The organism is Cryptosporangium japonicum (assembly GCF_039524755.1).
GTDB classification, from domain to species: domain Bacteria; phylum Actinomycetota; class Actinomycetes; order Mycobacteriales; family Cryptosporangiaceae; genus Cryptosporangium; species Cryptosporangium japonicum.
This window is the reverse complement of sequence record NZ_BAAAGX010000018.1, coordinates 1-26,955: the sequence shown is the minus strand read 5'-3', so window position 1 is coordinate 26,955 and position 26,955 is coordinate 1. Positions and strand designations below refer to the sequence as shown.

27 protein-coding genes are annotated in these 26,955 nt (G+C 70.3%); 17 read left to right on the top strand and 10 right to left on the bottom strand.

The window, feature by feature from the left end; translation table 11 throughout:
- Nucleotides 1-5: 5 nt before the first annotated feature.
- Nucleotides 6-617, bottom strand: coding sequence for a TetR/AcrR family transcriptional regulator (locus tag ABD437_RS23360; protein ID WP_344651048.1), 612 nt, complete (start codon nucleotides 615-617; stop codon nucleotides 6-8).
- Nucleotides 618-1,349: 732 nt separating this feature from the next.
- On the opposite strand from ABD437_RS23360, the gene ABD437_RS23355 reads away from it, so the two are divergent.
- Nucleotides 1,350-2,468, top strand: coding sequence for an FxsB family cyclophane-forming radical SAM/SPASM peptide maturase (locus tag ABD437_RS23355; protein WP_344651047.1), 1,119 nt, complete (start codon nucleotides 1,350-1,352; stop codon nucleotides 2,466-2,468).
- Nucleotides 2,469-2,686: 218 nt separating this feature from the next.
- Nucleotides 2,687-4,213 carry an aKG-HExxH-type peptide beta-hydroxylase gene (locus ABD437_RS23350; protein WP_344651046.1) on the top strand — a complete coding sequence of 509 codons (1,527 nt, stop codon included), beginning with the start codon at nucleotides 2,687-2,689 and terminating at the stop codon, nucleotides 4,211-4,213.
- Here ABD437_RS23350 and fxsT read toward each other — a convergent pair.
- Nucleotides 4,202-6,742: an FxSxx-COOH system tetratricopeptide repeat protein gene (fxsT, locus tag ABD437_RS23345; RefSeq protein ID WP_344651045.1), complete on the bottom strand. Its 2,541-nt coding sequence runs from the start codon at nucleotides 6,740-6,742 to the stop codon at nucleotides 4,202-4,204. The genes ABD437_RS23350 and fxsT overlap by 12 nt on opposite strands.
- 139 nt (nucleotides 6,743-6,881) lie before the next feature.
- Between fxsT and ABD437_RS23340 the strand changes: the two genes are divergently transcribed.
- The gene (locus ABD437_RS23340) at nucleotides 6,882-7,208 is read left to right on the top strand and encodes a hypothetical protein (RefSeq protein WP_344651044.1); all 327 of its coding nucleotides are present in this window, start codon (nucleotides 6,882-6,884) and stop codon (nucleotides 7,206-7,208) included.
- Between the two features lie 33 nt (nucleotides 7,209-7,241).
- Here ABD437_RS23340 and ABD437_RS23335 read toward each other — a convergent pair whose 3' ends face one another.
- The 4 genes from ABD437_RS23335 to ABD437_RS23320 form a co-directional block, all read right to left on the bottom strand.
- Nucleotides 7,242-7,463: a hypothetical protein gene (locus tag ABD437_RS23335; RefSeq protein ID WP_344651043.1), complete on the bottom strand. Its 222-nt coding sequence runs from the start codon at nucleotides 7,461-7,463 to the stop codon at nucleotides 7,242-7,244.
- 121 nt (nucleotides 7,464-7,584) lie between these two features.
- Nucleotides 7,585-8,361, bottom strand: a complete 777-nt coding sequence (locus ABD437_RS23330) for an ABC transporter permease (protein WP_344651042.1) — start codon at nucleotides 8,359-8,361, stop codon at nucleotides 7,585-7,587.
- Complete coding sequence (locus tag ABD437_RS23325; protein WP_344651041.1) at nucleotides 8,358-9,275, bottom strand: ABC transporter ATP-binding protein; 918 nt, start codon at nucleotides 9,273-9,275, stop codon at nucleotides 8,358-8,360. Before ABD437_RS23325 ends, ABD437_RS23330 begins: the two co-directional genes overlap by 4 nt.
- A gap of 49 nt (nucleotides 9,276-9,324) precedes the next feature.
- Nucleotides 9,325-9,960, bottom strand: a complete 636-nt coding sequence (locus tag ABD437_RS23320) for a TetR/AcrR family transcriptional regulator (RefSeq protein WP_344651040.1) — start codon at nucleotides 9,958-9,960, stop codon at nucleotides 9,325-9,327.
- Between the two features lie 104 nt (nucleotides 9,961-10,064).
- Between ABD437_RS23320 and ABD437_RS23315 the strand changes: the two genes are divergently transcribed.
- The 4 genes from ABD437_RS23315 (at nucleotide 10,065) to ABD437_RS23300 (ending at nucleotide 13,196) form a co-directional block, all read left to right on the top strand.
- On the top strand, nucleotides 10,065-10,295 hold the full coding sequence (locus ABD437_RS23315) for a hypothetical protein (protein WP_344651039.1): 231 nt from the start codon (nucleotides 10,065-10,067) through the stop codon (nucleotides 10,293-10,295).
- A 152-nt stretch (nucleotides 10,296-10,447) separates the two neighbouring features.
- Nucleotides 10,448-11,311, top strand: coding sequence for a crotonase/enoyl-CoA hydratase family protein (locus tag ABD437_RS23310; RefSeq protein ID WP_344651038.1), 864 nt, complete (start codon nucleotides 10,448-10,450; stop codon nucleotides 11,309-11,311).
- Nucleotides 11,311-11,973, top strand: a complete 663-nt coding sequence (locus tag ABD437_RS23305; protein ID WP_344651037.1) for an enoyl-CoA hydratase-related protein — start codon at nucleotides 11,311-11,313, stop codon at nucleotides 11,971-11,973. The genes ABD437_RS23310 and ABD437_RS23305 overlap by 1 nt, the downstream gene beginning before the upstream one ends.
- A gap of 44 nt (nucleotides 11,974-12,017) precedes the next feature.
- Nucleotides 12,018-13,196 (top strand): FAD-dependent oxidoreductase, encoded by a 1,179-nt coding sequence (locus ABD437_RS23300; protein ID WP_344651036.1) that lies wholly within the window; start codon nucleotides 12,018-12,020, stop codon nucleotides 13,194-13,196.
- On the opposite strand, the gene ABD437_RS23295 is transcribed toward ABD437_RS23300, so the two are convergent.
- A complete protein-coding gene (locus tag ABD437_RS23295; protein ID WP_344651035.1) occupies nucleotides 13,193-14,371 on the bottom strand; it encodes an ArsB/NhaD family transporter in 1,179 nt (392 codons plus the stop codon). The genes ABD437_RS23300 and ABD437_RS23295 overlap by 4 nt on opposite strands.
- A 12-nt stretch (nucleotides 14,372-14,383) precedes the next feature.
- Between ABD437_RS23295 and ABD437_RS23290 the strand changes: the two genes are divergently transcribed.
- The 6 genes from ABD437_RS23290 to ABD437_RS23265 all read left to right on the top strand — a co-directional run bounded on the left by ABD437_RS23290 (nucleotide 14,384) and on the right by ABD437_RS23265 (nucleotide 18,859).
- Nucleotides 14,384-15,208 (top strand): PfkB family carbohydrate kinase, encoded by an 825-nt coding sequence (locus tag ABD437_RS23290; protein ID WP_344651034.1) that lies wholly within the window; start codon nucleotides 14,384-14,386, stop codon nucleotides 15,206-15,208.
- Nucleotides 15,205-15,813 carry a nucleoside/nucleotide kinase family protein gene (locus ABD437_RS23285; protein ID WP_344651033.1) on the top strand — a complete coding sequence of 203 codons (609 nt, stop codon included), beginning with the start codon at nucleotides 15,205-15,207 and terminating at the stop codon, nucleotides 15,811-15,813. Before ABD437_RS23290 ends, ABD437_RS23285 begins: the two co-directional genes overlap by 4 nt.
- Before the next feature lie 93 nt (nucleotides 15,814-15,906).
- The gene (locus ABD437_RS23280; protein WP_344651032.1) at nucleotides 15,907-16,464 is read left to right on the top strand and encodes a DUF998 domain-containing protein; all 558 of its coding nucleotides are present in this window, start codon (nucleotides 15,907-15,909) and stop codon (nucleotides 16,462-16,464) included.
- Complete coding sequence (locus tag ABD437_RS23275; RefSeq protein ID WP_344651031.1) at nucleotides 16,452-16,820, top strand: YciI family protein; 369 nt, start codon at nucleotides 16,452-16,454, stop codon at nucleotides 16,818-16,820. The genes ABD437_RS23280 and ABD437_RS23275 overlap by 13 nt, the downstream gene beginning before the upstream one ends.
- Nucleotides 16,817-18,067: an RNA polymerase sigma factor gene (locus tag ABD437_RS23270; protein WP_344651030.1), complete on the top strand. Its 1,251-nt coding sequence runs from the start codon at nucleotides 16,817-16,819 to the stop codon at nucleotides 18,065-18,067. Before ABD437_RS23275 ends, ABD437_RS23270 begins: the two co-directional genes overlap by 4 nt.
- Nucleotides 18,068-18,148: 81 nt before the next feature.
- Nucleotides 18,149-18,859, top strand: coding sequence for a hemerythrin domain-containing protein (locus ABD437_RS23265; protein ID WP_344651029.1), 711 nt, complete (start codon nucleotides 18,149-18,151; stop codon nucleotides 18,857-18,859).
- On the opposite strand, the gene ABD437_RS23260 is transcribed toward ABD437_RS23265, so the two are convergent.
- The gene (locus ABD437_RS23260; RefSeq protein ID WP_344651028.1) at nucleotides 18,849-20,957 is read right to left on the bottom strand and encodes a methyl-accepting chemotaxis protein; all 2,109 of its coding nucleotides are present in this window, start codon (nucleotides 20,955-20,957) and stop codon (nucleotides 18,849-18,851) included. The two genes, ABD437_RS23265 and ABD437_RS23260, sit on opposite strands and share 11 nt — an antisense overlap.
- 89 nt (nucleotides 20,958-21,046) lie before the next feature.
- Nucleotides 21,047-22,552 (bottom strand): MFS transporter, encoded by a 1,506-nt coding sequence (locus ABD437_RS23255; protein ID WP_344651027.1) that lies wholly within the window; start codon nucleotides 22,550-22,552, stop codon nucleotides 21,047-21,049.
- Nucleotides 22,553-22,685: 133 nt separating this feature from the next.
- On the opposite strand from ABD437_RS23255, the gene ABD437_RS23250 reads away from it, so the two are divergent.
- A complete protein-coding gene (locus ABD437_RS23250; RefSeq protein ID WP_344651026.1) occupies nucleotides 22,686-23,648 on the top strand; it encodes an Lrp/AsnC family transcriptional regulator in 963 nt (320 codons plus the stop codon).
- Here ABD437_RS23250 and ABD437_RS23245 read toward each other — a convergent pair.
- Nucleotides 23,637-24,785, bottom strand: coding sequence for an acyl-CoA dehydrogenase family protein (locus ABD437_RS23245; RefSeq protein WP_344651025.1), 1,149 nt, complete (start codon nucleotides 24,783-24,785; stop codon nucleotides 23,637-23,639). The genes ABD437_RS23250 and ABD437_RS23245 overlap by 12 nt on opposite strands.
- Nucleotides 24,786-24,828: 43 nt before the next feature.
- On the opposite strand from ABD437_RS23245, the gene ABD437_RS23240 reads away from it, so the two are divergent.
- From ABD437_RS23240 to ABD437_RS23230, 3 genes are all read left to right on the top strand, one after another.
- Nucleotides 24,829-25,485: a TetR/AcrR family transcriptional regulator gene (locus ABD437_RS23240; RefSeq protein ID WP_344651024.1), complete on the top strand. Its 657-nt coding sequence runs from the start codon at nucleotides 24,829-24,831 to the stop codon at nucleotides 25,483-25,485.
- Nucleotides 25,482-25,904 carry a DUF5709 domain-containing protein gene (locus ABD437_RS23235; RefSeq protein ID WP_344651023.1) on the top strand — a complete coding sequence of 141 codons (423 nt, stop codon included), beginning with the start codon at nucleotides 25,482-25,484 and terminating at the stop codon, nucleotides 25,902-25,904. The genes ABD437_RS23240 and ABD437_RS23235 overlap by 4 nt, the downstream gene beginning before the upstream one ends.
- A 61-nt stretch (nucleotides 25,905-25,965) precedes the next feature.
- Nucleotides 25,966-26,955: hypothetical protein (locus ABD437_RS23230; protein WP_344651022.1), on the top strand; the 990-nt coding region annotated here is incomplete at its 3' end.

The window sequence follows — 26,955 nt, the reverse complement described above, 5'->3', positions numbered from 1 at the left end:
GGGCGTCAGCGTGTCGGCGGGGCGTTTCTGGTGGCGAGCATCTCCGCCCAGGCGTCGAGGGCCTGGGCGCGGTGGCTGGCGCTCCAGTTCGTGAGCAGCATCGTGACGCCGCGCCCGAGCAGCAGGTCGAGCGTCATCTGCTGGAGCAGCGGGTCGGACGTGACGTACTCACGGCAGATCTCGCGCAGTTCCTTCGCGAGCTGCGCTTCGACCGGGATGAGCATCTCCCGGAGCGCGACGTCGCTCCGGGCCGCGACCCAGAGCTCGATCGTGGCCGCGTACAGCGGCCCGGAGAGGAAGTCTGCGAGCAGATCGAGCGTGCGCCGAAGCGTGTCCGTGGCGTCCCCGAGCAGCGCGATCTGGTCCCGGACGACCGCGGCCCGCTGCTCGGCCAGGTGCGCGACCGCCGCGGCGACGAGCTTCTCCTTGGTGCCGTAGTGATGCAGCTGAGCACCCCGGCTGACCCCGGCCCGCTGAGCGACGACGGTCGTCGTCGTGCCGTTGTACCCGTCCTCGACGAGGCTGGCGATGGTGGCGTCGAGCAACCGCGATTTCGTCGCAGCACTCCGATCGGCCTGCGTCCGCCGCGCGGGCTGCGTGTCGGTAGGACTCGCCACACGCCACCTTCCTAGAGCCGGATCAACTGCCCCAGTCTCCGGTGGCGAGCAGATACAGTCAAGACTGCATGTTTTTTGGGCTGGAGAACCCGCTTGTGGCTTCCTCTGCAGCTTCGAGTCGAATGTGCGATCACACTGAAACTTTATAAAGCAAGGCAGTGTCGCAATAGCCCTAAATGACCGTATTGTCGAAAACATAATTTTGTGCCAGTCCTCAGCCATTCATCCCGCCGATGACCACGCGCGATAAGCTCCCGGCTAACCCGCCCGGCCGCGACTTCGACCGAGGGGCATGGCATTCTCCACTATGGATGCGACGCGCCGAAAATGGCGCTTGCGGTGGAACAATCACTAGGGTTCGCGCGGGCGGCCAACTGGTCGCCGTAGACAGGACGCGGAGAGCAGGGAAGAATGACCAATAGGTCAACCATGGACGAGTACTTGCTCGATGTTAGCGAAAGCGACATCGAGACGCTGGCAGGCCTCGATAATCCCACCCTCCTACGGGCCGTTGAACGAGCAATACACGAGGCGAGCGACGCCAACGGCGCCCGTAACATATCCACACGTTTCAATTCGAGTATCTAAAGGGCTCTACGAGCGGGCCTGAAATTCGGAGGGCCGATGCCTCTAGTGAGAGCAGTATCGGGCCGAGCGTTTGGGGACCGCGGCCCTCGAGCCCGCCAGCCGTCGAGCGCGGCGACCGGCAACCGACTCGCCCATACTGACTTCGTGGTGAAGATTCACTCACGATGCAATCTTGCCTGCACCTATTGCTATGTTTATGAAATGGCCGACCAGTCGTGGAAGGTCAAGCCCACTCAGATTTCTTCGACAGTCATCCGGAAGACTGCCGCACGAATCGGTGAGTACGCAGAAACCCACGGCCTGTCCGACGTTCGCGTCATCTTGCACGGCGGCGAACCGCTTCTTGTCGGACCGAAGACACTTGGCTACATCGCCGAGCAAATGCGCCTGCAGGTCAAACCGTCGACCGTGCTCCACTTGTCACTACAGACCAACGGCACACTGCTGTCCACCGGAAGTCTTGACGTCCTTGCTGACAGCGGCATCAGCGTCAGCGTCAGCGTCGACGGTGACGAGGACGACCACGATCGGCGTCGACGCTACCGCGGTGGCCGCGGTAGCTATCGCACGGTCGCCGCCGGGATCGAACTACTTCGCAGCGCAAGGTATCGCTCGCTCTACCGAGGCGTGCTTTGTACGATCGATCTTCGCAACGATCCGCTCAGAACCTACGAGGCACTCCTTGCCTTTTCTCCGCCGCAGATGGACTTCCTACTTCCACACGGCAACTGGACGACCCCGCCACCCGGGCGCCTGAAAGACGCCTCTACCCCGTACGCGGACTGGCTGCGATCGATGTTCGACCACTGGTATGGATCCGCTTCGAGGCAGCCAGGAGTCAGGATTTTCACCGAGATCATCCATGCTTTGCTCGGCGGCACGCCCCGAAGCGAAGTGATCGGCGTTGAGCCGACTTCGATCGTGGTTGTGGAGACCGACGGAACGATCGAACAAGTCGATGCTCTGAAATCGGCCTACTCAGGCGCGGCCGCCACCGGCCTGAACGTCGAGGAAAACAGCTTCGACGACGTGGCCGAACATTCCGCTTTCGCCAGCCAGATACCTGGGATTGAAGGGCTACCCAACACCTGTCAAGCGTGCAAGCTAGCAGTGGTCTGCGGAGGCGGTTATTACCCGCACAGGTATCAGGAGCAAACCGGCTTCAACAATCCGTCGGTCTATTGCGCGGACCTCCAGGCTTTGATCGGACACATTCGCAACCGGATCATGAGTGATCTGTCGAAGGTGCGGGGTGATACGTGATCCAACGCATGGAACTCGACGACGAGGTGATCCGGCGGTTGGGGGCGCGGCCAGGGTCGATCGAGGGACCACTGGTCAGCGGGCAGATCAGTCGGCGGATGTTGGCTCTGCTCGGCTTGCTGAAGATCGTGGAACACCATCATCCGGAGCTCTTCCTCCGTGCTGATGTGCCAGCGAGTCGACGTCTCCTGGGCGAGGCCCAGCGTGCGGACCGACCCGTGACCAACGACCTCATCCGTACCCCGGCCATCGGCAACTGGCTCATGCAGTGCGTGTCCCACCACCGGGCGGGGGCCACGGACGCCCTCGAGAGGGAACTGGGATATCTCGGTGCGGTCGCCGCAGCGGCCTGCTTCCACGCGGCGCTTCCGTTCGAAACCACGGCTCGTACTCGGGACGACGGCAGCCTCATGGTGCCCGGCCTCGGCCTGCTCGTCGTGGCCGACGGTCCGGAGTGGGTCCGCCTCCGCGGGAGCGGCGGCGACTCGATCGACGTCGTCGGCAGAGCGGTGATCGGGCCGGACGAACCCGAGACCGACCGGTGGAAACCGCTTCGACGACTACGCAGCGAGGCTCACGGGTTGTCGATCGAACTGATCCTCGACGACGTCGACCCCTATCGGGGTCATTACCTCCCACCGGTCACCGGGCGGCTCGCTCCGGCCGAGCTCACCCGTTGGCGGCAGCTGTTCGACACGGCCTGGGAAATCATCACGCGACAACCCGAACAAGCGCTGGCGCTCCGCAGCGGCTTTCGATCTCTGGTGCCGCTCGAGCCCGACGATCGGGCGCCGTTCGTCAGCGCAACGACCCGAGATGCTGTCGGCGCGGCGGGCATCACCTGTCGTACCGGGGACGCGCTCGCCGAAGCACTCGTGCACGAGTACCAGCATTCGGTGCTCTGGGCGCTGCTGGACGTCGTCGACCTGGTCGAGGACGACCCGACCCCGAGCTTCTACGCGCCGTGGCGATCCGATCCGCGGCCGGGACGCGGGTTGCTGCACGGCGCGTTCGCTTTCCACGGTCTGCTCCGGTACTGGGCCGCGCGCGCGACGAGCGACCCCGGCCCGGCCGGACGCGTAGCGGCCTTCGAATTGGCGCTCTGGCGGATCGGGGTGCGCACCGTCATCCGGCAGCTGGCCGACTCCACCTTGCTGACCGCAGAAGGTGTCGCGCTGGTGGACGGCATGCACGCGACTCTCGACGAAATGGTCGAGCATCCGGTCCCGGCAGACCTCCAGCGATCCGCCGAGGCCATCGCGCTCGATCTGTGGACGACCTGGCGGCTACGGAACCGGCGCCCCGATCCGGCCGAGATACGGAGTTGCTGCGCGGCCTGGACCACCGGCTCCGCGCGGCCACCGATCGGAGGCTGGACTCTCGTCGACGAGGGGAGCCGCGTCGCCGGAACTCCCCGGCTGGCGTTGCTCCGCCGCCGGCTCGCGGGCGGCATGCCGGAGGCCGACACGACGGCGAACACGGCCGACGTGCACTGGATCGACGGCGACCTCGTACGCGCGGCGACCCTCTATGCCACCGCCCTCGACGACGCCGACGACCCGTCGGCGTCGTGGTCGGGTCTTCTGCTCGCCTGGCATCTCCTGAACCGGCCTTACGCGCCGACACTTCTCGAGTTTCCCGAGCACGTCCGGGCGACCTTCGAGTGCATCGAGCGGTGCAGCGGCTACGCACCGGAGCTCACGCGATTCGCGGACTGGTTCAGCCGAGGCGAGTCACAGGGGTGACGGTTCAAAATCCACGGCGATCCGGTCTCCGCGGGCCGCGGCCAGCACCTCCGGATGGTCCTTGCCCAGGGCACTCCGATAGAGCCCCATGGTTTCGATGAGTTGTCGCCGCGCGTCCTCACTACGCCCGAGGGCCGCGAGGTCGGCCGCAAGGTTCGCGGAGCAGGCCAAGGTGTGAGGGTGCTCCGCGCCGAGGAGCGATCGGAACAGCGGTAGGGCCCGCTGGTCCAATTCCTGGGCTCGGCCCGGCTCACCGACGGTGGCATAGACGGTGGCGAGCGCGGTCGACGCGGTCAGCGTGTAGTGATGGCCGGCGCTCAACAGCTGTTCCAACTGCTGGGTGGCCGCCTCGAGCCCGGTACGCGCGCTCTCGATGTCGCCCAGGTAGCGCCGCACGATACCCAGGTTCACCGCGCACCCATGGGTGAAGGGATGGTTCTCCCCCAGTACCTGCACGTATCCCTCGTGCGTGCTCTCGAGCAGCAGGCGGGCGCGGTCGTACTCCGCCGCCGAGCGCAGTGCGTTGCCCAGCGTCACGGCTGCGGCCAGCGTCTCGGCGTGCTTCGGACCGAAGCTGCTACTGGACTCGTAAGAGTTGTACACGTCCTGGGCCAGGGTGAGTGCTTCGTCGACATAGCCGTAGGTCCGACGCGCGACCGACAGGTGCCGGCTCTGGGCGAGCACCCAGGCTTGGTCGGGATAGATCTTCCCGGCCGCCACCAGGACCTGGAAGGTCTCGTGGGCCTCTTCCGCGGCCGCCAGCGCTTCGGAATGCCGACCCGTCGAGCGAAGATCACGGGCAACGGCGTTGAGGGACTCGGCCACGGCCGGTGCCTCATCCGTCTGGAACAGGTCACGCCGGTTCTGCAGGTTGCGCCGCGCGAGTTCGAGCGCCTCCCGGTAGCGCCCCGTGAGTTCGTAGTCCTCGGACAGGTTGTGCATGGCGTTGTACGTCCGGGCGTCATCGCCCAAGTTCGCCTCGTGCAGCTGAACCGAGCGTTCGTCCAGTTCCAACGCGGCCCGGAACTCGCCACGGGCACGTAGGTCCGCTCCATGCCCGTTCATGATCTGCAGTGTCGTCTCGTGGCCTTCGCCGAGCACGTCCGTGGCCCGCGCGAGCGCGTCACGTCGTAGTTCGTACGCGCCGGTGTAGTCGCCGGTGGCCCAGAGGATGTCCGCCTTCAACCGCGACAGCGCCAACACGTTGGCATCGTCCCGACCGGAGTCGGCCGTCCATCGCTCGAGCGCACGGTTCGCCTCGGTCAACGCCGCCGAGTAGTAGCCGATCGTGTAGAGGTAATCGACGACGTTCCGCGCCAGCAGGCGGACGTCCGGCACGTTGCTGGTCCAGACCTCGACCGCACCGACGTGGGCCTGGATTTCCGCGAACCGCGTCCAGGTGTTCGGTTCCGTCGCGTCCCGAGGGTCGGCCGCGGCGAGCAGCCGATGGACGTCCAGGCGCATCTGCTCCGCCTCTTCCGGGCCCATCTCGTCCCGGACCAGTCGCTGGATCAGGCGGTGTACCTGGATGGTGCCGCGGTTGTTGTCCAGCTTGGCGAGCGCGTACCTTCCCAGCTCGCGCAGACCTCGGTTGACGGCGAGCGGATCACGTAAGGCCTCCCCGAACGGCGTGCCCTGCAGTACGTACCGTCCGTTCAACAGCCAGTCGCGCGGAATCGGCTCGGGTCCGAAGTAGGCGCAGTGCCGCAGCAGGTCCATCGCGATCGGCGCGTGCTTGCGCACGCGACTCATCGACAAACTCCACGCCGCGGCGACCGGGACCGGATAGTCGGTGGGCTTGTTCTCCTGGAACAGGCTGCTACCGGCCTCGTCGAGCAGCCGGAGATACTCGGCGACCGACATGCCGGCTTCGACCTGGAGCGCAGCCGCCTGCTCGAGTGCGATCGGCAGATCTCCCAGCACCTCGGCGAGCGCGTGCGCGCCGGCCGGATCGATGCCGGCCACACGCCGCTGCAGGAAGGAAAGGCTCTCCTCGCGGCTGAAGACGTCGACCTCGATGGTGTCGGTGATGCCTTTCCACCGATGATTCCGTGAGGTGACGAGGACGTGCCCCGGTCCCTGCGGGATCAGGTCCCGCACTTCGTCCGGATCGTCGGCGTTGTCAAAGATCACGAGCCAGCGGGAGTGCGGCTCGCCCCGACGCAAGCTGTCGAGTACCGCGCCGAGCGCATCGTCGACTCGTCCGAGGTTGACCGGCAGCTTCAGGTGGGGGGCGAGGGCGGCCATCGATGATCGCAAAAGGTCGCGTTGGTCGGCGGACACCCACCAGACGAGATCGTAATCGGACGCGAATCGATAGGCGTATTCGATCGCCAACTGCGTCTTACCGACACCACCCAGACCCTGCAGGGCTTGTTGCAGAACGGCGGTGACGTCCGAACGGCCCTCGGCCTGATTACGGAGAGCTTGGAGAAGTTCCTCCCGGCCGGTGAAATTCCTGTTGCGTTGTGGGACGTTTCCCCAGATCTGAGGACGACGGGAAAGACCAGGCCCCGGTAGTGCAGTCATTGCGCGCCGCCCCCTCGCTTACTCACGTGCCCCGCACTGTATAAGAATTGGCCCTCTGCGCTGCCGGACGGTAGACGTCTCATCAGTATCGAACCGCATAATTCCTTTTGTCACCGAGATCGGCACCGAACGGTGTCTGATGACGATGTCGCTGGTGGACAACGAACTGCTGAGCGCGGTCGAACACGACGGGACCCGGTACTACGAACTCGTCCAGGACCGCCTGATCGAGCCGATCCGGTTCGGCGGCCGCCGCGGCTTGTCCCAGCCGACGCGCTACCCCGACGCGCTCGTGGTCGAGGCCGATCACGCGGTCGACGAGGGCGATTACCTGCTGGCCGAACGCGGGCCCGGATCTACCTCGATCTCAAAGGCCCGGAGTCCGCGGAGGACGACTTGGAGGGTGCGATCGCGCTGGACGCCGCGGTCGCGGAGCGAGCCGACGCCCGGGAACTCCGGCGGGTGATTCAGCTGGCCCGCGCCAGGTCGGCGTAGCCGGTCACTGCTCGTCCCCGACGAGAAGGTCGGTCGTCACCGTCTGGCTGACGATCGAGAGGGTGGGGGTGGCGGTGGGGAGTGGGGTCACTCCGCCGCTCATGGTCAGGGAGAACGTGGCCGCGGCGGCGAGTAAGGCGGCTGCGGCGGCCAAGCGGGGGCCGTGGGCTCGGTCGCGGCGGCGGCTGAGCACCCGGAGGGACGGGGGAAGCGTGGCTGCGGTCATCGGGGTGTCCTCTCACCGGTGCTGATGGTCCGACTGTCCGGTCCGTCACTGAGTGCCTCCTGTGCGGCGCCCCAGAAATGCCGATGCCCCGGCCGACGGGCCGGGGCATCACGGAGAAGCGTCAGACGCGGGCGGTGTCGCGGCGGAAGAGGCGGGCGGCTCCGAGGCCGAAGAACAGGGTCCAGGCCACCACGTTCGCCACTTCGGTGACCGTCACCGTGTCGCCGGTCAGGGAGCTTCGGGCGATCGTGCCGATCCCGTACACCGGCGTCCATTTCGCGATCTCCTGGAAGGCGTGCGGCAGGACCTCCAGCGGCACGAACAGGCCGCCGAACATCGCCAGGATCGCCAGGATCGGGCCGAGGAACTGCATGACGTTCTCGGCCGGCACGAGATAGCCGATGAACAGGCCGAAGGCGGCGAAGACCAGCGAACCGAGCCACGCGGCCAGACCCGCCAGCAGCCAGACGTGTGCCGGCATTCGCACGCCGGCCGCGAAGCCGACCACGAACTCCACCACGACGGCGGCCAGGCCGAGGACCAGGGCGGACAGCACCTTGGTGGCGATGTAGGCCACCGGGCGGAGCGGCGTCAGCCGCAGCTGGCGGCTCCAGCCCTGGGCCCGCTCGACGGCCACCATCGCGCCGCCGCTGGTGGTCGCGACCATCGCGCCGTAGACCGCGAGGCTGATCATGATGTACGCGGTCACCTGCTGGCCGTTGTCCAGCGTCTGGCCCTTCTGCGGCAACCCGAAGAGCAGGAAGAACACGGCCGGCATGATCAGGATGAAGAACAGCGTCCGGCGGTTGCGGAGGGTGCGGCGGATCTCGAGGCTCAGGTAGGTGGGGTTCAGGCCACCGAAGCGAGGGGTGCGGCGCTCGCCGACGTACGTGGTCATTTGCTCTTCTCCGAGGTCAGCGCGACGAACGCGTCTTCGAGGTTCCGCGAGGTGATTTCCAGATCCCGGGCGTCGGTGGTCGTCAGCAGGTGACGGGCCACCGCGTCCGAGTCGGAGGCGTGCACCAGCACCGAGTCACCGCGGACTTCCACCTGGTCGACGCCGGGCAGGGCGGCGAGCGCGACCGGGTCGGCGCCCGGCAGCGTGGCCCGGACGAGCCGCCCCGAGGCCAGGCCCTTGATCGACGCGGCCGTGCCGTCGGCGACCACCTGCCCGGAACGCACGAGCACGATCCGGTCGGCGTAGGCGTCGGCCTCGTCGAGGTAGTGGGTGGCGAACAGAACCGTGCGGCCCTGGGCGGCGTCCTGCCGGATCGCGGCCCAGAACTCACGCCGACCTTCGACGTCCATGCCGGTCGTCGGCTCGTCGAGCACCATCAGGTCCGGGTCGGGCAGCAGCGCCATCGCGAACCGGAGCCGCTGCTGCTGGCCACCGGAGCACTTGCCGACGCGGCGGTCGGCGATGTCGAGGATCCCGGCCCGGGTGAGCACCTCGTTCACCGGGCGGGTGCGGCCGAACAGGGATCCGGTCATCCGCACGGTCTCGGCCACCGTGAGGTCCTTGAGCAGGCCCCCGGTCTGCATCACCGCGGCGATCCGGCCTTCCGCGACCGCGACGCCCGGAGCCCGGCCGTAGATCTCCACCGAGCCGGCGGTCGGCTGGGCGAGGCCGAGCATCATGTCGACGGTCGTGGTCTTGCCGGCCCCGTTCGGGCCGAGGAACGCGACCACCTCGCCGGGTTCGATGGTCAGCGAGAGGTCGTCGACGGCGGTGACCGACCCGAACCGCTTCGTGAGCCCGGTGAGCCGGACTGCGGCGGTGGTGCCCGTCCGCGTCAGCGTGGTGTTTTCCATGCCGATAACTCTCGGTCCGCGGGAGGGTCAGCCCACGGATCGAGCGTCATCACCCGGGCATGACATCTGTCAGGGGGTCCTGGCCGGAGTCCAGCACCTGCGCGCTGATCAACAGCGAGGTCAGCAGCGTCCTGGCCTCGTCGACGGCGGTGCGCCGGGCCTCGTCGGCCGGCGCGGAGGTCAGCGCCCGGAGCAGGATGCCGTCCATGCAGGCGACGATGAGCGTCGCGCGTTCGCCCGCCTTGCTCAGCCCCAGGTCGGCGAGCATCCGCGCGACGTGGGCCTCGAACGCCGTCCGCCAGTTGTTCATCGCCTCGCCGAGCTCGGGGCGGCGGGTGGACTCCAGCGAGAGTTCCAGCCGGGCGAGCAGCGGCGCCGGGTCGGAGAGCCAGCAGTCGAACTGCTTCAGCGTCTCCTCGATCGCGTGGGTGGTGTCGCCGGGGTGGCGCGCGGCCTCCTCGGCCAGCTCGTCGACGTCGGCGCCGATCCGTTCCCCGAGCCGCACCACGACGGCGGTGAGGAGCGCCGCCCGGGTGCGGAAGTACGCGGACGTGGAGCCTTCGGGCAGGCCGGCGCCGGCGTCGACCGCCCGGTGCGTCAGCCCGCGGAGCCCGGCCTCGGCGACGAGGTCGATCGCTGCATCCAGAATGTCCGTTCTGCGGTTGCCTGACGACGCTCGTACCACTGGTCCACCGTACTGTGACCGGCGCGACTTCTACAGGTGTAGACGATCCCCGGAACCCGACGTACGTTTTCTACAGATGTAGAAAGATCCATGGAGGGTTTCGAATGATCGACCACGGCCTTCTCATCGCCGCCAGCGTGTACGCGGCGGTCCTCGTCGCCGCCGGTGTCGCGATCGTGCTCGCGCTCGCGGTGTGGGCCGCCCGCCCGACGCTGACCGAGTGGGCGCACCACCGGTCCGCCACCCGCGACCTGCGCCGCACCGCCGACGCCCTGCAGCGCAGCAGCGCCGACGACGCGCCCCGAGCGCGCACCCCGCACCACGCCGCGCACTGACGCGCACTGACACACCGACACACCGACACACCGAGGCCCCGCGGCGACGCGGGGCCTTCGTCGTACGTGGCGCCCGGCACACTCTTGGTACTGGCCGGAACCAGCGCCCCTTCCGGCCCGATGATGGTCAGAAATCAGCACGGGAGGCATGGATGAGCGGCCCCACCAACGTGGCGACACCGTACGAGTTCGACGAGAAGCTGACCGCACTGTCCGCTACCCGGCACGGCGACCAGGGCGCCGTCGTCCGGGTGACGCTGCTGGGGCCGGGCAAAGGCAACGCGATGGGCCCGGCGTTCTGGTCCGAGACCCCGACGTTGTTCCGCGCGCTCAGCGCCGACGAGAGCGTCCGCGCGATCGTCGTCACCGGCTCCGGCCGCCACTTCAGCTACGGGCTGGACCTGACGTCGTTCGCGACCGGCGCCGGCAGCACGCTGCAGGAGGACGGCGGCCTCGCCCGGGCACGCACCCGCTTCCTGCACGAGATCCGCGAGATGCAGACCGCGCTCGACGCCGTCGCCGAATGCCGCAAGCCGGTCGCCGCCGCGGTCAGCGGCTGGTGCATCGGCGGCGGGATCGACCTGCTGGCCGCGTGCGACGTCCGCTACGCCGGCGCCGACGCCACGTTCAGCATCCGCGAGGTGCGGATGGCGATCGTGGCCGACATGGGCAGCCTCGCCCGCCTGCCCGGCATCCTCTCCGAGGGCCACCTGCGCGAGCTCGCGTTCACCGGCCGGGACATCGACGCGGCGAAGGCGGAGCGCATCGGGCTGGTCAACGAGGTGGCCGCCGACCCGGTCCAGGCCGCGCACGCGTTCGCCGACGAGGTCGCCGCGAACCCGCCGCTCGTCGTCCAGGGCGTCAAGGAAGTGCTCGACGTCAACCGGGCCGAGCGGGTCGCGGCCGCCCAGCGTTACGTGACCACGTGGAACGCGGCGTTCCTGCCGTCGCACGACCTGACCGAGGCGATGACGGCGTTCGCGCAGCGCCGCGAACCGAAATTCGAGGGCCGCTGATGCCGACGATGCAGAAGGACGGCGACGTCTTCGTCTTGGATCTCGGCGACACCGAGAACCGCTTCCACCCCGACTGGCTCGCGGAAGTACACACCGCACTCGACGAGGTGGAGGCCGCAGCGGGCCCGAAAGCGCTGGTGACGACCGCGAGCGGCAAGTTCTTCTCGAACGGCCTCGACCTGGACTGGCTCGGTGCGCACCCGGACGAGCTCGGCGAGTACGTCGCGACGGTGCAGGTGCTGCTGGCCCGCTACCTGACGTTCCCCGCCCCCACCGTGGCCGCCGTCCAGGGCCACAACTTCGGCGGCGGGGCGATGCTGGCGCTCGCGCACGACTTCCGGGTCATGCGTGCCGATCGCGGCTACTTCTGCCTGCCCGAGGTGGACCTCGGAATGCCGTTCACGGCTGGGATGACCGCGCTGGTGCGGTCCCGGCTGGAGAAGCAGACCGCCCACGAAGCGATGACGACCGGGCGTCGCTACGGCGGCGTCGACGCGGCCGCGGCCCGGATCGTCGACGCGGTGGCCGACGAGGGCGAAGTGCTCGCCACCGCGCTCACGATCGCCCGGCCGCTGACCGGCAAGCCCGCTCAGGCGCTCGGCACGATCAAAGCCGGTATTTACGCGGAGGTGATCACCGCGCTCCGCCAACCGCCGCTCTGAGGCGTACGATTTCATCATCCGATGAATTCGAGGGGAGTCGCGACATGGACACAGACGTCTGTGTGGTCGGCGGCGGGCCGGCCGGGCTGGTGCTCGGCCTGCTCCTGGCCCGCCAGGGCGTCGACGTGGTGGTCTGCGAGAAACACGAGGACTTCCTGCGCGACTTCCGCGGCGACACCGTCCACCCCTCCACCCTCGACCTGCTCGCCGAGCTGGGCCTGAGCAAGGAGTTCGACGAGCTGCCGCACCGCACGCTCGAGCACCTGGCGCTCGACCTCCCGGACGGCGTCTGGCCGGTCGGCGACCTCACCCGCCTCTCCAACCCGCACCCGTACATCGCGCTCGTCCCGCAGTGGGACCTGCTCGAGATGCTCGCCCGCGCGGCGTCGCACTACCCGACGTTCACGCTGCTGCGCTCGTGCGAGGTCACCGACGTCATCCGGGAGAACGGCGTCGTCACCGGCGTCCGCACGAACCAGGGCGACATCCGTGCGCGGCTCACCGTGGGCACCGACGGTCGGCACTCGACGGTCCGTCGGGCGCTCGGCCTGCGCTCACGCGACTTCGGCGCGCCGATGGACGTCGCCTGGTTCCGGCTGTCGCGCCGCGAGTCCGACGGCGACGGGCTGATCGGTCACGTGCGCAAGGGCCGCATCCTGATCACGATCGACCGCGGCGACTACTGGCAGACCGCGTACGTCTTCCCGAAGAACGGGTTCGACCAGGTCAAGCGGGACGGGCTGCCGGCGTTCAAAGCGTCGATCACCGATCTCGCGCCGTTCCTCGGCGACCGCCTGGACGAGATACCCGACTGGGACCCGATCCGGATCCTCACCGTCACCGTCGACCGGCTCGAACGCTGGCACGTCCCCGGGGCGCTGCTGATCGGCGACGCGGCGCACGCGATGTCGCCGATCGGTGGCGTCGGCATCAACCTGGCCGTGCAGGACGCGGTCGCGGCCGCTCGCATCCTGGCCACGCCGCTGACGGAGCGGCGGCTCTCCAGCACCGTGCTCGCCGAGGTGCAGCGGCGGCGCACGCCCCCGACCGTCGGCACGCAGCTGTTCCAGCGGTTGGCGCAGAACGCGGTCATCCGTCCGGTGCTCTCCGGCGGTCGTCCGGTGACCGCGCCGTTCCCGCTGCGCCTGCTGCGCCGGTTCCCGGCCCTCCAGGCGATCCCGGCCCGCCTGATCGGCGTCGGACTACGTCCGGAAAAGCTCTAGTGGACGAGAGCGAGCGCGCCGACCGCGGCGGAGAGGGCCACCGCCGCGGTCACCAGGCCGGTGGCCGCGAAACGCCACCACGAGATCGGCACGCCGGCTGAGCGGCACCGCTCGTACCAGAGCAGCGTCGCCACCGAGGCCCAGGGCGCGACGATCGGCCCGACGTTGACGCCGACGAGCAGGCCGAGCAGCGCGTCCGGGTGCACCGCCGCCTCCACCGCCACGTACGCGGGCAGGTTGTTGACGACGTTGGCGAGCACCGCGCCGACCGCGGCCACCCGGCCCAGCCCCGGGTCGTCGCCGAGCACCGTGCGCAACAGGTCGGACAACCCGAGCCGGCCGATCGCGTCCATCACCAGGAACAGACCGGTGACCAGCACCAGCAACCGCCACGGCACCAGCGACCACCGCAGCGCGGCCCGGTCGCGCACCGCGAACGCCACCACGACGACCACCATGCACACCGGCGCGGCCGCCTCCAGCGGCACCCCCACCAGCACGAGCACGACGAACAGCACGCACGCCGCCGCCGCGACCGCGGTCAGCCGCCCGTCCGGCGGCCGGTGCGTCTCCGGGACGAGGTAGCGCGTGCCCGACCGGCGTCGCCAGTAGAGCAGCCAGAGGCAGGCGGCGGTGGCGAGCACCGACGCCAGTTCGGGCAGCGCCATCCGCAGCGCGAACCCCACCGGGGACAGCCCGACCCGGTCGGCGGCGAGCAGGTTGGTCAGGTTGGAGACCGGCAGCAGCAGGCTGGCGGTGTTGGCGAGCCAGACCGTCGTCATCGCGAACGGCAGCGGGGTGACGTCGAGCCGGGTCGCCAGCGCGAGCATCACCGGGGTCAGCAGCACCGCGGTGGTGTCGAGGTTGAGGATCGCGGTCACGAGCGTCGCGAACGCCACGCAGAGCGCGAACAGCACCGGGTAGCGGCCCCGGCCCAGCCGCGCCAGCCAGGTCGCGACGACGTCGAACACCTGGGCCCGCGCGGTGAGCTCGGCGAGCACAATCACGGTGCCGAGGAACAGCAGCAGCGGGACGACGCGGTGCATCGTGCCCTCGGCGTCGCGCAGCGGTACCAGGCCGGTGGCCAGCCCGATCAGCCCGAGCGCGAAGAGACCGATCCCCACCCAGTCGAGCGGTTCCAGCCAACGACGACGCACCGACGAATCCGAGACCATAGTCTTCCTTTTGTGTCACGTGGGGTGTTCGTCGGGATCGCCACGGTCGATGTGGTCCACCGGTTGGAACGGCTGGTCGGGCCGAACGAGAAGGTGACCGCCCTCGGTCAAGAGATCTCCGCGGGCGGACCCGCCGCAAACGCCGCCGTCACATTTGCCCGCCTTGGTGGGGACGCGACGCTCGTCACAGCGCTCGGCCGCCACCCGCTGGCCCGGTACGCCGCCGCCGAACTCGCCCAGCACGGCGTGACCGTGCACGACGCGGCGCCGGACGTGTCGCTCCCGCCGCCGGTCTCGGCCATCCAGGTGCTCGACGCGACCGGTGATCGGCAGGTGTCGTCGATAAACGCCGGGGCGCACTGGGCGGCGAACCCGGCGGAGCCACCGGCGGACCTGTCCGTGCTGGTGAGGGACGCCGACGTGGTGCTGGTCGACGGGCACCATCCCCGCCTCGCGCTGGCGGCCGCACGCGCGGGTGCGACCGTCGTGCTCGACGGCGGGAGCTGGAAGCCGGTGCTGACCGAGCTGCTGCCGTACGTCGACTACGCGGTGTGTTCGGCGGTTTTCCCGGACGCCGAGTCCCTCGACGTGCCGCACGTGGCCGTGACCAGGGGCCCGGATCCGGTCTCGTGGTGGTCGGAGGGTCGTTCCGGGCAGGTACCGGTACCGTCGGTCGACGTGCGGGACACCCTGGGCGCCGGAGACGCGTTCCACGGTGCGTTCGCGTACGCGCTGACCCGCGGCGCGTCGTTCGAGGAGGCGCTGGAGCACGGGGCCCGGATCGCCGCGCTGCGGTGTTCGGTCGCCGGGCCGCGCGCGTGGTTGGAGCAACTGTGATCCCGTCCGAACTGATCGACCGGGCGCGTGAGCTGGCCGCCGGCCCGCGTCGCGTCCTCGGCCTCACCGGGGCGCCGGGAGCGGGCAAGTCGACGCTCGCCGCCGAGCTGGTCTCCGCGTTGGGCGCGAGCGCGGTGCTGGTGCCGATGGACGGGTTCCACCTGGCCAACGCCGAGCTGATCCGGCTGGGCCGGCGCGACCGCAAGGGAGCGGTCGACACGTTCGACGCCGCCGGGTACGTGGCGTTGCTGCGCCGGCTGCGTGACCCGGCCGACGAACTGGTCTACGCGCCGTACTTCGCCCGCGAGATCGAAGAGCCGATCGCGTGTTCGCTTCCGGTGCCCGCGGACGTTCCGCTGGTGGTCACCGAAGGCAACTACCTCCTGGTCGACGAGGGCCCGTGGGCCGCCGTGCGCGACCTGCTCGACGAGGTCTGGTACGTCGAGGTGGACGAGGACGTCCGGCTCGAGCGCCTGGTCGCGCGGCACATCGCGTTCGGCAAGGACCCCGAGGCCGCGCGGGCCTGGAGCCACGGCACCGACCAGCGCAACGCCGACCTCATCGCGTCGACGCGGGCCCGCGCGGACCGGATCGCGCGGTTCTGAAAAGTTTTTCGTCCGTCGTGTCGATCCGAGGGGTTCCCGTTCGAGAGACCGAGTGACGGGCCGCCAACCGGCCCCCGCTCGAAGGGAACAGGCATGAAGCTGGGGTACGCCGGGCTCGCGGCCGGCCCGCTCTACGTCGGGGTCTCGCTGATCGAGGCGGCCACGCGGGACGGGTTCGACCCGACGCGACACGCGTGGAGCCAACTCGCCAACGGTGACCTCGGCTGGATCCACCGTGCGAACCTGATCCTCTCCGGTGCGCTGACCGTGCTGGGCGCGCTCGGGCTCCGGGCCCGCTGGGTGCGGATCGGGATCGCCGTGTACGGCGCGGGGCTGATCGGGGCCGGGCTCTTCACCGCCGATCCCGGCCGGGGCTTCCCGGTGGGCACTCCGGAGACCGTGGAGGTCAGCACGCACGGCATCCTGCACTTCGTCTGCGGCGGTATCGGCTTCGTCGGGCTCGTCGCCGCTTGTTTCCTGGTCGGCGGGTGGTTCGCCCGCACCACCGGCGCCCTGTTCGGCGTCACGTTCGTCGCGCTGGCCGCCACCGGCGGCGCGGCCTGGGCGCTGCTCGCGTTCACCGCCGCGGTGATCCTCGCGTCCGGCTGGCTCTCGATCCTCTTCTGGAAGGAAATCCGATGCGCTATCTGACTCTGCTGCGCGGCACCCACTCCACGACCCCTCCCCCGCCCGAGTTGATGGCGGCGATCATGGCGCTCGGCGAGGAGGCCACGAAGTCCGGCAGCCTGCTCGACACCTCCGGCCTCGCGCCGAGCGCCGCCGGTGCCCGGGTGTCGCTCAGCGCCGGGGAGCTGACCACCACCGACGGCCCGTTCGCGGAGTCAAAGGAGGTCATCAGCTACGCGATCTACGAGGTCAACGCCAAGGAAGAGGCGGTGGAGTGGGCGTCGCGCTTCCTCAAGGTCCACCGCGACCTCTGGCCCGGGTGGGAAGGTGACGTCGACGTGCTGAAGCTGTTCGGCCCGGAGGACTTCCCCGCACCGTGACCGACGACCAGGTGCGACGCACCCTCGATGCCGTCTGGCGCATCGAGGGTGCACGCATCGTGGCCGGGATCGCCCGGATCGTCGGCGACGTCGGGCTGGCCGAGGAGCTGGCGCAGGACGTGCTCGTCGTCGCGCTCCAACAGTGGCCGCGCGACGGCGTCCCGGACGCACCCGGCCCGTGGCTGCGGGCCACCGCGAAACACCGCGCGATCGACGTGGTCAGGCGGCGCGCGCGGTACGCGGAGAAGCTGGCCGTCCTCGGCGCGGACACCGCCGAGCGCGACCGCACCGACGAACTCGTCGACGACCTCGACGACCACATCGGCGACGACCTGCTCCGGCTGATGTTCACGGCCGCCCACCCGGTGCTCTCCACCGAGAGCCGGGTCGCGCTGACGTTGCGGCTGCTCGGCGGGCTGAGCACGGACGAGATCGCGCGGGCGTTCCTGATCCCGGAGGCCACCGCCGCCCAGCGGATCGTGCGGGCGAAACGCACGCTCGCGACGAACGGTGTCGAGTTCTCGATGCCCACGCCGGCCGAGACCGCCGAGCGGCTCGGTGCCGTGCTCGGCGTCCTCTACCTGGTGTTCAACGAGGGCTACGCGGCGACCAGCGGCACGGACTGGATGCGCCCGTCGCTGTGCCGGGAGGCGATGCGCCTCGGCCGGGTACTGGCCGGGTTGCTGCCCGACGAGCCGGAGGTGCTCGGGCTGCTCGCGCTGATGGAGCTGCAGGCGTCCCGGCTGCCGGCGCGGACCGATGCGTCCGGGCGTCCGGTGCTCCTCGACGACCAGGACCGGCGTCGCTGGGACCGGCTGCTGATCCGCCGGGGGTTGGCCGCGCTGGAGCGGGCCGAGTCGCTGGGTGGGGGGCGGTACACGGTGCAGGCGGCGATCGCGGCGTGCCACGCCCGTGCGCTGAGCGCCGCGGACACCGACTGGACGCGCATCGGGGCGCTGTACGAGGTGCTGGCCTACATCCACCCGTCGCCGGTCGTCCGGCTGAACCAGGCGGTGGCGGTGGGGAAGGCGGGAAACCCGTCCCGCGGCCTCACGATCGCCGACGCGCTCGCGGCCGAGCTGCGCCGCTACCCCCAGTTCCCCGCCGTGCGTGGTGAGCTGCTGGCCCAGCTGGGCCGCACCGCCGAGGCGGCCGCCGCCTTTCGCCGAGCTGCCGAGTTGACCCGCAACGACGGCGAGCGCGCCCTGTTCGAACTGCGTGCCGCCGTGCTGGAGTCGGGTAGCTGACCCGGAACGCCAAGAGCTCTGAAAGTCCACGCCAAGTGCGCGGCCGCACCCTCGGATCACCACCGGACCGAGGAGAACCCGATGACCGTCAGCAGCGCCACCGACCGTCCGCAGATCCGCTTGGCCGGCCAGGCCGCCGCCGCCACCGGCCCGCTGAACATGGACGCGATGTACCTGATGCACCACGCGTTCCGCCGGGACTTCGCCCGCCTGACCGCGGCGAGCCGGAACGTGCCGCTCACCGACTCGCGTCGGCTGGCTGGTCTCCGCGGCCACCTGGAGTACGTACTGCACTCGCTGCACCAGCACCACTCCGGTGAGGACGAGGTGATCTGGCCGGAGCTGCGCCGCCGCGCGCCGAGGGAGCACGCGGTCATCGACGCGATGGAGGCCGAGCACGGCGGCCTGGACGCCGCGATCACCGCCGCCAGGGACACGTTCGGGGCGCTCGTCGCCGCGCCGACGGAAGCCGCGCGGTCCGTCGCGGCGGACGCGGTGGAGGCGGTCGGCGCGGCCGTGGACGCCCACATGGCGCACGAGGAACTCGATGCGATCCCGCTGATGCACCGGGTCTTCACGCCGGCGGAGTTCGACGCGCTCGAGGCCCGGCTGCGGGACGCGCACTCGTCGTTCCGGGCCCTGGCCACGCTGGTGCCATGGATGGCCGACGACGTGCCGGACGACGTCCTCCGCCGGGCCTGGGCCGACCAGCCGACGATCCTCTGGTTCCTCTACCGGCGGGTCTGGCGCCCGCGCTACCAGCGCCGGGTGAAGACCCTCTTCACAGCGTGAACCGGGCGACCAGTTCGGTGAGGTGGCGGGCCGTGCCGTTGAGCTCCTCGGCGGCCTGCTGGGAGTCGTGCACCGCGTTGCGGGTCGTGTCGACGGTGTTCAGCACCTCGCCGAGGTTGCGGGCGATCTCGTTGCTGCGGTCAGCGGCCACACCGACGTTGCGGCTCATCTCGCCGGTCGCGGCCGTCTGTTCCTCCACCGCCGCCGCGATCGCGGTCTGGAAGTCGTTCACCCGCGCGATCGACTCCGAGATGCCCTCGATCGCGGTGACGGCCAGCCGGGTGTCGGCGGCGATCTCCTCGACCCGGGCCGTCACGTCCTCGGTGGCCCGTGCGGTCTCCTGAGCGAGGTCCTTGACCTCGCTGGCGACGACCGCGAACCCCTTGCCGGACTCGCCGGCCCTGGCCGCCTCGATGGTGGCGTTCAGCGCCAGCAGGTTGGTCTGCTCGGCGATCCCGTTGATCGCCTTCACGACCTCGGCGATCCGGTTCCCCGACTCGCCCAGCTTCGCGATGACCTCGCCGGCCTGCTGCGAGAGCGTGACGCTCTCCCGGGCCACCGCGGCGGCCTCCTGGGCGTTCGTGGTGATCTCGGCGATCGCCGCGCCCATCTGCTCCGAGCTCTCGGACACCAGCTGGACGTTCTCGCTGACCGCGGACGCGGCGTGGGTGGCGTCGCCGGTCTGCTCGGAGGCCCGGTTGGACGAACCGGCGAGCGCGCTGCCCGCGACCGTCACCCGCTCGGCCGCGCCCGCGACCTCGAGCGAGGCTCCGCTGATGCCGCTGAGCAGGCCACGCAGCTCGGTGATCGCGGTACGCAGCGCGGTGCCCATCCGGCCGATCTCGTCGCCGCCGTCGACCGACACGTCGACGGTCAGGTCGCGCCGGGACAGGCCGACGATCGCGGCGGTCAGCCGTTCCATCCGCGCGGAGATGCTGCGTGCCCAGATCCACGCGACCGCGCCACCGGCCAGCGCCAGCAAAAGGCCGGCGATGACGAACGCCCAGAGCATCGTCGACCGGCCGGAGTTGATCTCGTCGATCGCGGCGGCGTGGTCGGGCAGGTAGGACGCGACCTCGATCGCCCAGCCGTAGGCGGCGTAGTAGGAGATCGCCACCTGGGTGCGTGCCGGGGTGTCGGTATTGATGCCGGGCAGACGGTAGTGCACGTTCGTGGTCTGGTTGGGCTGGAGCGCGGTCGCCCGCTCGATGATGTCCTGCACGTAGGCGTTGCCGTCGGCGTCCTGGTCGTCGAGCGCGTCGGCACCGACCCGGTCGGGGTCGGTCGCCGCGATCACCCGGCCCTTGTCGGCGGTGAGCGTGCTGTAGACCGTCACGCCGCCGTTCTCACCGACCTTGGTGGCGGCGATCGCCTCGCGCAGGGACGCGGTCGCTTCCGACTGCGGCGTCCCGACGTAGATCGCGCCGATGACCTGGCCGGACGCGTTCTTCAGCGGGTCGTACGCGCTGACCTGCCAGGTGTCGACGACTTTGGCCACGCCCCGGTACGGCTTGCCGCTCTTGATCGCGGCGGCGACCGCGTTCGGGGTGCCGTCGGCCGCGGTGGCGGGGATGAACGTGCCGATCGCGCGGTTGCCGGTCTTCGCTTTGACGTTCGTCGCGACGCGGAGCAGGTCACCGGCGCTGTTCATGCGCTGGAACACGGTCACGGTGCCGCCGACCATGCCGTAGATGTCGTCCACCAGCGGCGTCCGGACGCTCAGGTTGCGGTTCTGCCCGAGCCAGGTGCCGCCGACCAGCAGCCTGGGCAGCGTCACGCTGCGCTTGGCCTGGGTGGTCTGGTTGGTCGCGGTCCAGGTCGCGGTGGTGCCCGCGAGCCGGACGCCGCCGCGCTGGCGCAGTTCGGCCAGCGCGACCGTCATCCCTTGGTTGACCTGGGCTTGAATTCCGTCGCCCGCCGCGGTGGTGAGCCGGTCCACGCCCTGGGCGACGTGTTGGAGATCCGCCGTGGTGAGCGCCGAGACGTTGTCCCGCGCGTGCTCGCTGAACGCGTTCGTCTGCCAGGCGCCGACCACGACCAGCACGATCGCCGTCGTGACCACGCCGCCCACTCCGAGCGCGAGTAGTCGGTGCTTCATCTGCAGACCGGAGAACACTCGGGCGAAGGACGGCATGCGACACCGATCGGCGGCCGGGTCGCCGATCTAAGTGCTCCCGAATTACAACTTCACACCGAGGCCGGGGCCGGCTCCGGGGTGGTCGCGGGCCGGCGTGAGCGCGTCAGCACGATCGTCAGGACGCCGCCGATCACCGCGGCCGCCGCGCACAGCAGGTACGACCAGCGCAGACCCGACGCGAACGCCGCGTGCACGATCTCGTCGACCGCGGCGCGCTGCTCGGCCGGCGCGGCGCCGGTCACCGCCCGCGCCTGACCACCGGTGAGCAGGTCGGCCACCCGGTGCGCGTCGGGCAGCCGGTCGCCCACCACGTTCTCGACCCGGCCGGCGAACACACCACCCAGGATCGCGATGCCCAGCACCAGCCCGAGCTGCCGGAACGTGTTCACGGTGCCGCCGGCCATGCCGCCGCGCTCGCGGGGGGCCGCCGCCGTGGCCGCCGACGAGAGCGTCGGCATCACGACGCCGACCCCCACACCGGTCACGATCAGGCCGGGGACGAGCACGGTCCACGACGAGTCGCCGTCGACCAGGGCCTGCAGCGCGCTGCCGACACCGATCAGCAGCAGACCACCGCCGATGACCAGCCCGGGGGCGACCCGGTCGTGCAGCACCCGGCCGGCCACGATCGAGCAGACCAGCGACGCGAGGCTCAGCGGCACGAACACGGCGCCGGCCGCGATCGGGCCGAGCCCGAGCACCGACTGGAACCAGAGCGACGCGAACGCCATCGCGCTGAACGCGGCCATGTTCACCGCGAGCGCCGCGACCATGAGCCCGGTGAACGCGGGCCGCTTGAACAGCGACAGGTCGAGCATCGGGTAGGCGCGTGTCCGCTCGGCCGCGACGAACACCGCGAGGCCGACGGCCGCGACCGCGAACGCGACCAGGGCCGCGCCGGCGGTCCAGCCGTCCTCACCCGCGCGGATCAGGCCGTACGTGAGCGCGAACGCCGCCACCGTGAACGAGACGACGCCGACCGGGTCGATCTTCGCCGCGGGGTCACTGGATTCCCGGATCACCCGGAACGCCACCACGAACGCCAGCACGCTGACCGGGATGTTCACCACGAAGATCGACGGCCAGCCGTACTGCTCGGTGAGCAGGCCACCGATGATCGGGCCGGCCGCGGCCGCGAAGCCGTTGATCGCGCCCCACACCCCGAACGCGATGCCCCGGTCCCTGCCCGCGTACGCGGTGTTGATCAGCGCGATCGTCGTCGCGAACATCGCGGCGCCACCGATGCCCTGGATGGCCCGCGCGGTGATCAGCGCCTGGGAGCTGTCGGCCAGCGCGCACCCGAGCGACGCGAGCGCGAACAGCACCATGCCGATCAGGTAGATCCGCTTGCGCCCGAACCGGTCCGCGGCGGAGCCCACGCCGAGCATCAACGCCGCCAGCGCGAGCGCGTAGATGTCGATCACCCACTGCAGGTCGCCGAGACCGGTACGCAGGTCAGCGGCGATGTCGGGTAGGGCGACGTTCACGATCGTGACGTCGACCAACAGCATGAAGGTGCCCAGGCTGATGGCGATCAGCGGCAGCCACTTACGCATCTCGGTGTCCTCTGGTTTCGATGCCCTTGCAGGGGTCAACTTTCCCTGCTCGAAACTCGGTTCGCCATTCAGGACCGGGTTGAGTGCCGGATCTCGACATTCTGCGGCCTCTTCCGCCGGATACTCTCATCCCGTGCTGGATGAACTGGACCGGCGGATCGTGCACGCGCTCGAGGTCGACGGCCGGGCGGCGTTCAGCCGCATCGGCCAGGTGCTCGGGGTCTCCGACCAGACGGTGGCCCGGCGCTACCGGCGGCTGCGGGCCGAGGAGAACGTACGCATCATCGGGAACCTCAACACGTGGCGGATCGGCGCGATGTCCTGGTATCTGCGGCTCCAGTGCACGCCCGACGCGGCGCGGTCGATCGCCGAGGCGCTGGCCCGCCGCTCCGACACCGCCTGGGTCCGGCTGACGTCCGGCGGCACCGAGATCAGCTGCGTCACCCGTTCCCGCTCCCGCGCCGACACCGACGCGCTGCTGCTCGACAAGCTGCACCGGACGCCGCGGATCGTCGGCATCAGCGCACACGCCCTGATCCACATGTACTTCGGAGGCACCGAGTCGTTCCTCCGGAAAGTGCAGGTACTCGACCAGGACCAGGTGACGGCGCTGCTGCCGCCGTGGGCCGGCGACCCCTACGAGGAGGTGCCGGACATCGGGCCGGGCGACCGGGCGCTGATCACCGCGCTGGCCCGGGACGGGCGCACCGGGCTGCCGGAGCTGGCGTCGGCCACCGGCTGGTCGGAGACGCGGGTCCGGCGCCGGCTCACCGAGCTGCGGCGCAGCGGGGCGCTGTTCTTCGAGGTCGACGTCCCGGGCTCGGCGCTCGGGCTGGAGATGGCGGCGATGATGTGGCTGTCGGTCGCGCCGCACGGCATGGTCGAGGCCGCCGAGACACTGGCCGGGCACGCCGAGGTGCCCTTCGTCGCCGCCACCACCGGGTCGACGAACCTCGTGGCCAGCGTGGTGTGCCGGGACTCCGCGGCGCTCTACGGCTACCTGACCAGCAAGGTCGCGGCGATCCCGGCGATCAACCACATCGAGACGAACCCGATCGTCAGAACGTTGAAACGCGAGGGCGCGCTACTCCCATGAGACCGGGACGTGTCCCTTGAGCACGTTGCGGGCGATCGTGCGGCGCTGGATCTCGTCGGTGCCCTCGTAGATGCGCAGCAGACGCAGCTCGCGGTACCAGCGCTCGATCGGCAGCTCGCGGGTGTAACCCATGCCGCCGTGGATCTGCAGCACCCGGTCGACGATCTCGTTGGCCTTCACGCCGCCGTAGAGCTTGGCGATCGACTGGGCCTGACGCGAGTCCTTCCCGGCCTCGACCTGCCAGGCCGCGTGCAGGACGAGCAGCCGCAGCGCCTGCAGCTCGACCACCGAGTCGGCCACCATCCACTGGATCGCCTGGCGCTCGGCCAGCGGCTCGCCGAACGTCGTGCGTGAGTTGGCCTGGGCGACCGCCATCTCGATCAGCCGCTCGCAGGACCCGATCGCCCGCGACGGCAGCAGGTAGCGGCCCTGCCCGATCCACTGCAGCGCGAGCGCGAACCCGCCGCCGACCTCGCCCAGCACGTTCTCGGCCGGCACCCGCACGTCGTCGAAGACCAGCGCGGCCGGGCCCCACTGGCCCATCGTCTGGATCGGCTCGGACTTCCAGCCCATGTCCCGGTCGACCAGGAAGCAGGTGACGCCCTCCTCGGCCACCGCGAACACCATCACGAAGTCGGCCTCGTTGCCCTGGGTGATGAACGTCTTCTCGCCGTTGATCACCCAGTCGTCACCGTCGCGGCGGGCCGAGGTGCGGATCGCACGCGCGTCGGAGCCGGCGCCCGGCTCGGTGATCGCGAAACAGGAGATGCGCTCGCCCTCGATGGTCGGGAGCAGGTAACGCCGCTTCTGCTCCTCGTTGCCGTGGAAGAGGATGTTGTCGGCGGCGCCGCCGAACCGGAACGGCACGAACGTGCGGCCCAGCTCGGCCTCCAACAGCGACGCGGTGATCGCGCCGAGCCCCATCCCGCCGTACTCCTCGGGCGTCAGGATGCCCCAGAAACCCGACTCCCTGGCCTTGAGCTGCAGCGCGCGGCTCTCCTCCCGGGTGATGCCGGGCTCGCCGGCGCGCTCGCGGCGGAGCACCTCCGGCTCCAGCGGCACGAGCTCGCGTTGGACGAAGGTGCGGACCCAGTCCCGGACGGCGCGCTGCTCGTCGGAGAGGGCGAAGTCGACCACGGCGTTCTCCTAACAGTGTTAGTTAGCCGCTAGGCTATCTCCTGTGGCCCGCCCCAGCAGCCCATTGCTGACACGCGATCGCATTCGCACCGCCGCGCTCGCGATGATCGACCGCGACGGTCTCGACGGGCTGTCCATGCGCCGCCTCGCCGCCGACCTGGGCGTCCGCGCGGCGTCGCTCTACGGGTATCTGGCCACCAAGGACGAACTGCTCACCGACCTGGCCGACGACGTGCTGGCCGGCGTCGACACCAGCGGGTTCGACGCGGGCTGGCGCACCGGCCTCACGGTGTGGGCACGCTCCTACCGGGAGGCGCTGGCCGCGCACCCCAACCTGGTGCCGTTCCTGGCCCACTCCCCCGGCCGCCGCCCCCAGGCCCTGATGCACGCCGACGCCGTGCACGGCGGCCTCACCCGCGCCGGCTGGCCGCCGCGCTACGCGACGATGATCGGCGCCTCGACGAAGTACCTGGTGGTGGGCGCCGCGATGACGTCGTTCTCCGGCGGGTTCGCCGACGACGTCGAGGTGTACGTCGGGCGGTACCCGAACCTGAGCCAGGCGCACCTGCTGGCCGGGCACGAGGAGATCGACCGGGACAGCTTCGAGCTGGCGCTCACGGCTTTCCTGGACGGGCTGAGCCGCCTGCACGCGCAAGTCGTACGATCCGCGTCGGATCAAACTGGGAAAGGATCGTCATGAGCGAGACCCGGCCTGACATCGACGACGCCGAGGACGACGGCGTGCTCGACCCGGCTGACAGCCTGGACGACGACGACCTGCGCAGCGACGTGCTCGACCGGGGCGTCGACGCGGGCGACCGGTACCGGGCGTCGGACCGGTTCGGCACCACGGCCGAGGAGCAGGCCCGCGGCGAGAGCCTCGACCAGCTGCTGGCCGAGGAGGAGCCCGACGTCACCGCGGAGTACGACGACGAGGACGAGGACGTCCCGGCGGACCTCGGCTCGACGACGCAGGACCGCGCCGGCCGGCTCGTCGAGCCCGACGAGGGTGCCCACGAGGACGAGGACGCCGAGGCGTACGCGGTCGACGCCGGCGTCGACGGGGCCGGTGCCAGCGCGGAGGAAGCGGCGATCCATCTGGTCGACGAAGGCCGCTGACGCCTTAAAGGTCGGCTAACCGAGGGGCAACAGGTGACGGCTGGGCGGTAGCGTGACGCGGGTGCAACCTGAGGACCCGGTCCCCGGCTGGTCGACGCCCCCGCTTCCGAACCAGTCCGTCGCCTGGCGTCCGCCGCAGTCCCCGGCCGACGACACCCCGCCGGCCCCGCTGCTCGATCTGCGCCCCACCGCATCTCCCCCGGTCGGAGGGTTGCCGCCGGTGCCGGAGTTCCTGGCCCGGCCGGCGCCGGTCGCGCCACCGGTGCGGGCGGGAGCCGAGGCCACGCGGGGGCGGACCCGCCTGGCGGTGCTGGTCGGGGTGATCGCGGTGGTGCTCGTCGTCGTGGCCGGCGTCGCGACGACGCTCGCGTTACGTCCGAGCACCGACCCGGAGCTGCTGCGCGCGGAGCCCAGCCCGATCGCCTCCGACCCGCCCGACCTCGGCCCCGTGTCGAACGCCGGCCCCGAGGCGGGCGCCGTCCCGAGCGGTCCCCCGAGCGACTCCCAGCGCGACTCCGACAAGACCACGACCGGCAGCCCCACCACCGACCCCGGTGAGGGCGCCACCACCTCGGAAGCCCCCGCCGCCCCGGCGCCGGCCCCGGCCAACTCGGCCACCACGGCCCCGGCCCCGGCACCCCGCACCGAAAGCCCGAAAACCACGGCCCCGGCCACCAAAGCACCGGCGACCAAAGCACCGGCGACCAAACCCCCGGCCAAGAAAGCGCCGGAAATCGACAAGGCCGCCGCCAAGTCCGGCAAACGAGGCGCGGGCCCGTGCTCGGCCAAACTCGTCGGCGGCTACGGCTGCTACCAGACCTACGGCGACCTCTGGTGGGTCTACGACACCAAGGGCGACGGCCACTCCGCCGTGGTCTTCTGGGAGCTCGGCAACCGCTCCGGCCAGTGCGCCAACTCGATGGGCAACGGCACGATCGGCGCCTGCAACAAGAACTACGCCGAGGGCTCCACCGGCCGCGCGAAGGTCTGCATCATGGACTGGGACACCAAACAAATGCACGGCTGCACGGCCTACTTCACCTTCAAAACG

Coding starts and splice junctions, on each gene's coding strand:
- ABD437_RS23235 (WP_344651023.1), top strand. CDS start 25,482: ATGAGCGAGACCCGGCCTGACATCGACGACGCCGAGGACGACGGCGTG.
- ABD437_RS23255 (WP_344651027.1), bottom strand. CDS start 22,552: ATGCGTAAGTGGCTGCCGCTGATCGCCATCAGCCTGGGCACCTTCATG.
- ABD437_RS23305 (WP_344651037.1), top strand. CDS start 11,311: ATGCCGACGATGCAGAAGGACGGCGACGTCTTCGTCTTGGATCTCGGC.
- ABD437_RS23330 (WP_344651042.1), bottom strand. CDS start 8,361: ATGACCACGTACGTCGGCGAGCGCCGCACCCCTCGCTTCGGTGGCCTG.
- ABD437_RS23315 (WP_344651039.1), top strand. CDS start 10,065: ATGATCGACCACGGCCTTCTCATCGCCGCCAGCGTGTACGCGGCGGTC.
- ABD437_RS23260 (WP_344651028.1), bottom strand. CDS start 20,957: ATGAAGCACCGACTACTCGCGCTCGGAGTGGGCGGCGTGGTCACGACG.
- ABD437_RS23325 (WP_344651041.1), bottom strand. CDS start 9,275: ATGGAAAACACCACGCTGACGCGGACGGGCACCACCGCCGCAGTCCGG.
- ABD437_RS23335 (WP_344651043.1), bottom strand. CDS start 7,463: ATGACCGCAGCCACGCTTCCCCCGTCCCTCCGGGTGCTCAGCCGCCGC.
- ABD437_RS23280 (WP_344651032.1), top strand. CDS start 15,907: ATGAAGCTGGGGTACGCCGGGCTCGCGGCCGGCCCGCTCTACGTCGGG.
- ABD437_RS23310 (WP_344651038.1), top strand. CDS start 10,448: ATGAGCGGCCCCACCAACGTGGCGACACCGTACGAGTTCGACGAGAAG.
- ABD437_RS23295 (WP_344651035.1), bottom strand. CDS start 14,371: ATGGTCTCGGATTCGTCGGTGCGTCGTCGTTGGCTGGAACCGCTCGAC.
- ABD437_RS23300 (WP_344651036.1), top strand. CDS start 12,018: ATGGACACAGACGTCTGTGTGGTCGGCGGCGGGCCGGCCGGGCTGGTG.
- fxsT (WP_344651045.1), bottom strand. CDS start 6,742: ATGACTGCACTACCGGGGCCTGGTCTTTCCCGTCGTCCTCAGATCTGG.
- ABD437_RS23265 (WP_344651029.1), top strand. CDS start 18,149: ATGACCGTCAGCAGCGCCACCGACCGTCCGCAGATCCGCTTGGCCGGC.
- ABD437_RS23340 (WP_344651044.1), top strand. CDS start 6,882: ATGACGATGTCGCTGGTGGACAACGAACTGCTGAGCGCGGTCGAACAC.
- ABD437_RS23275 (WP_344651031.1), top strand. CDS start 16,452: ATGCGCTATCTGACTCTGCTGCGCGGCACCCACTCCACGACCCCTCCC.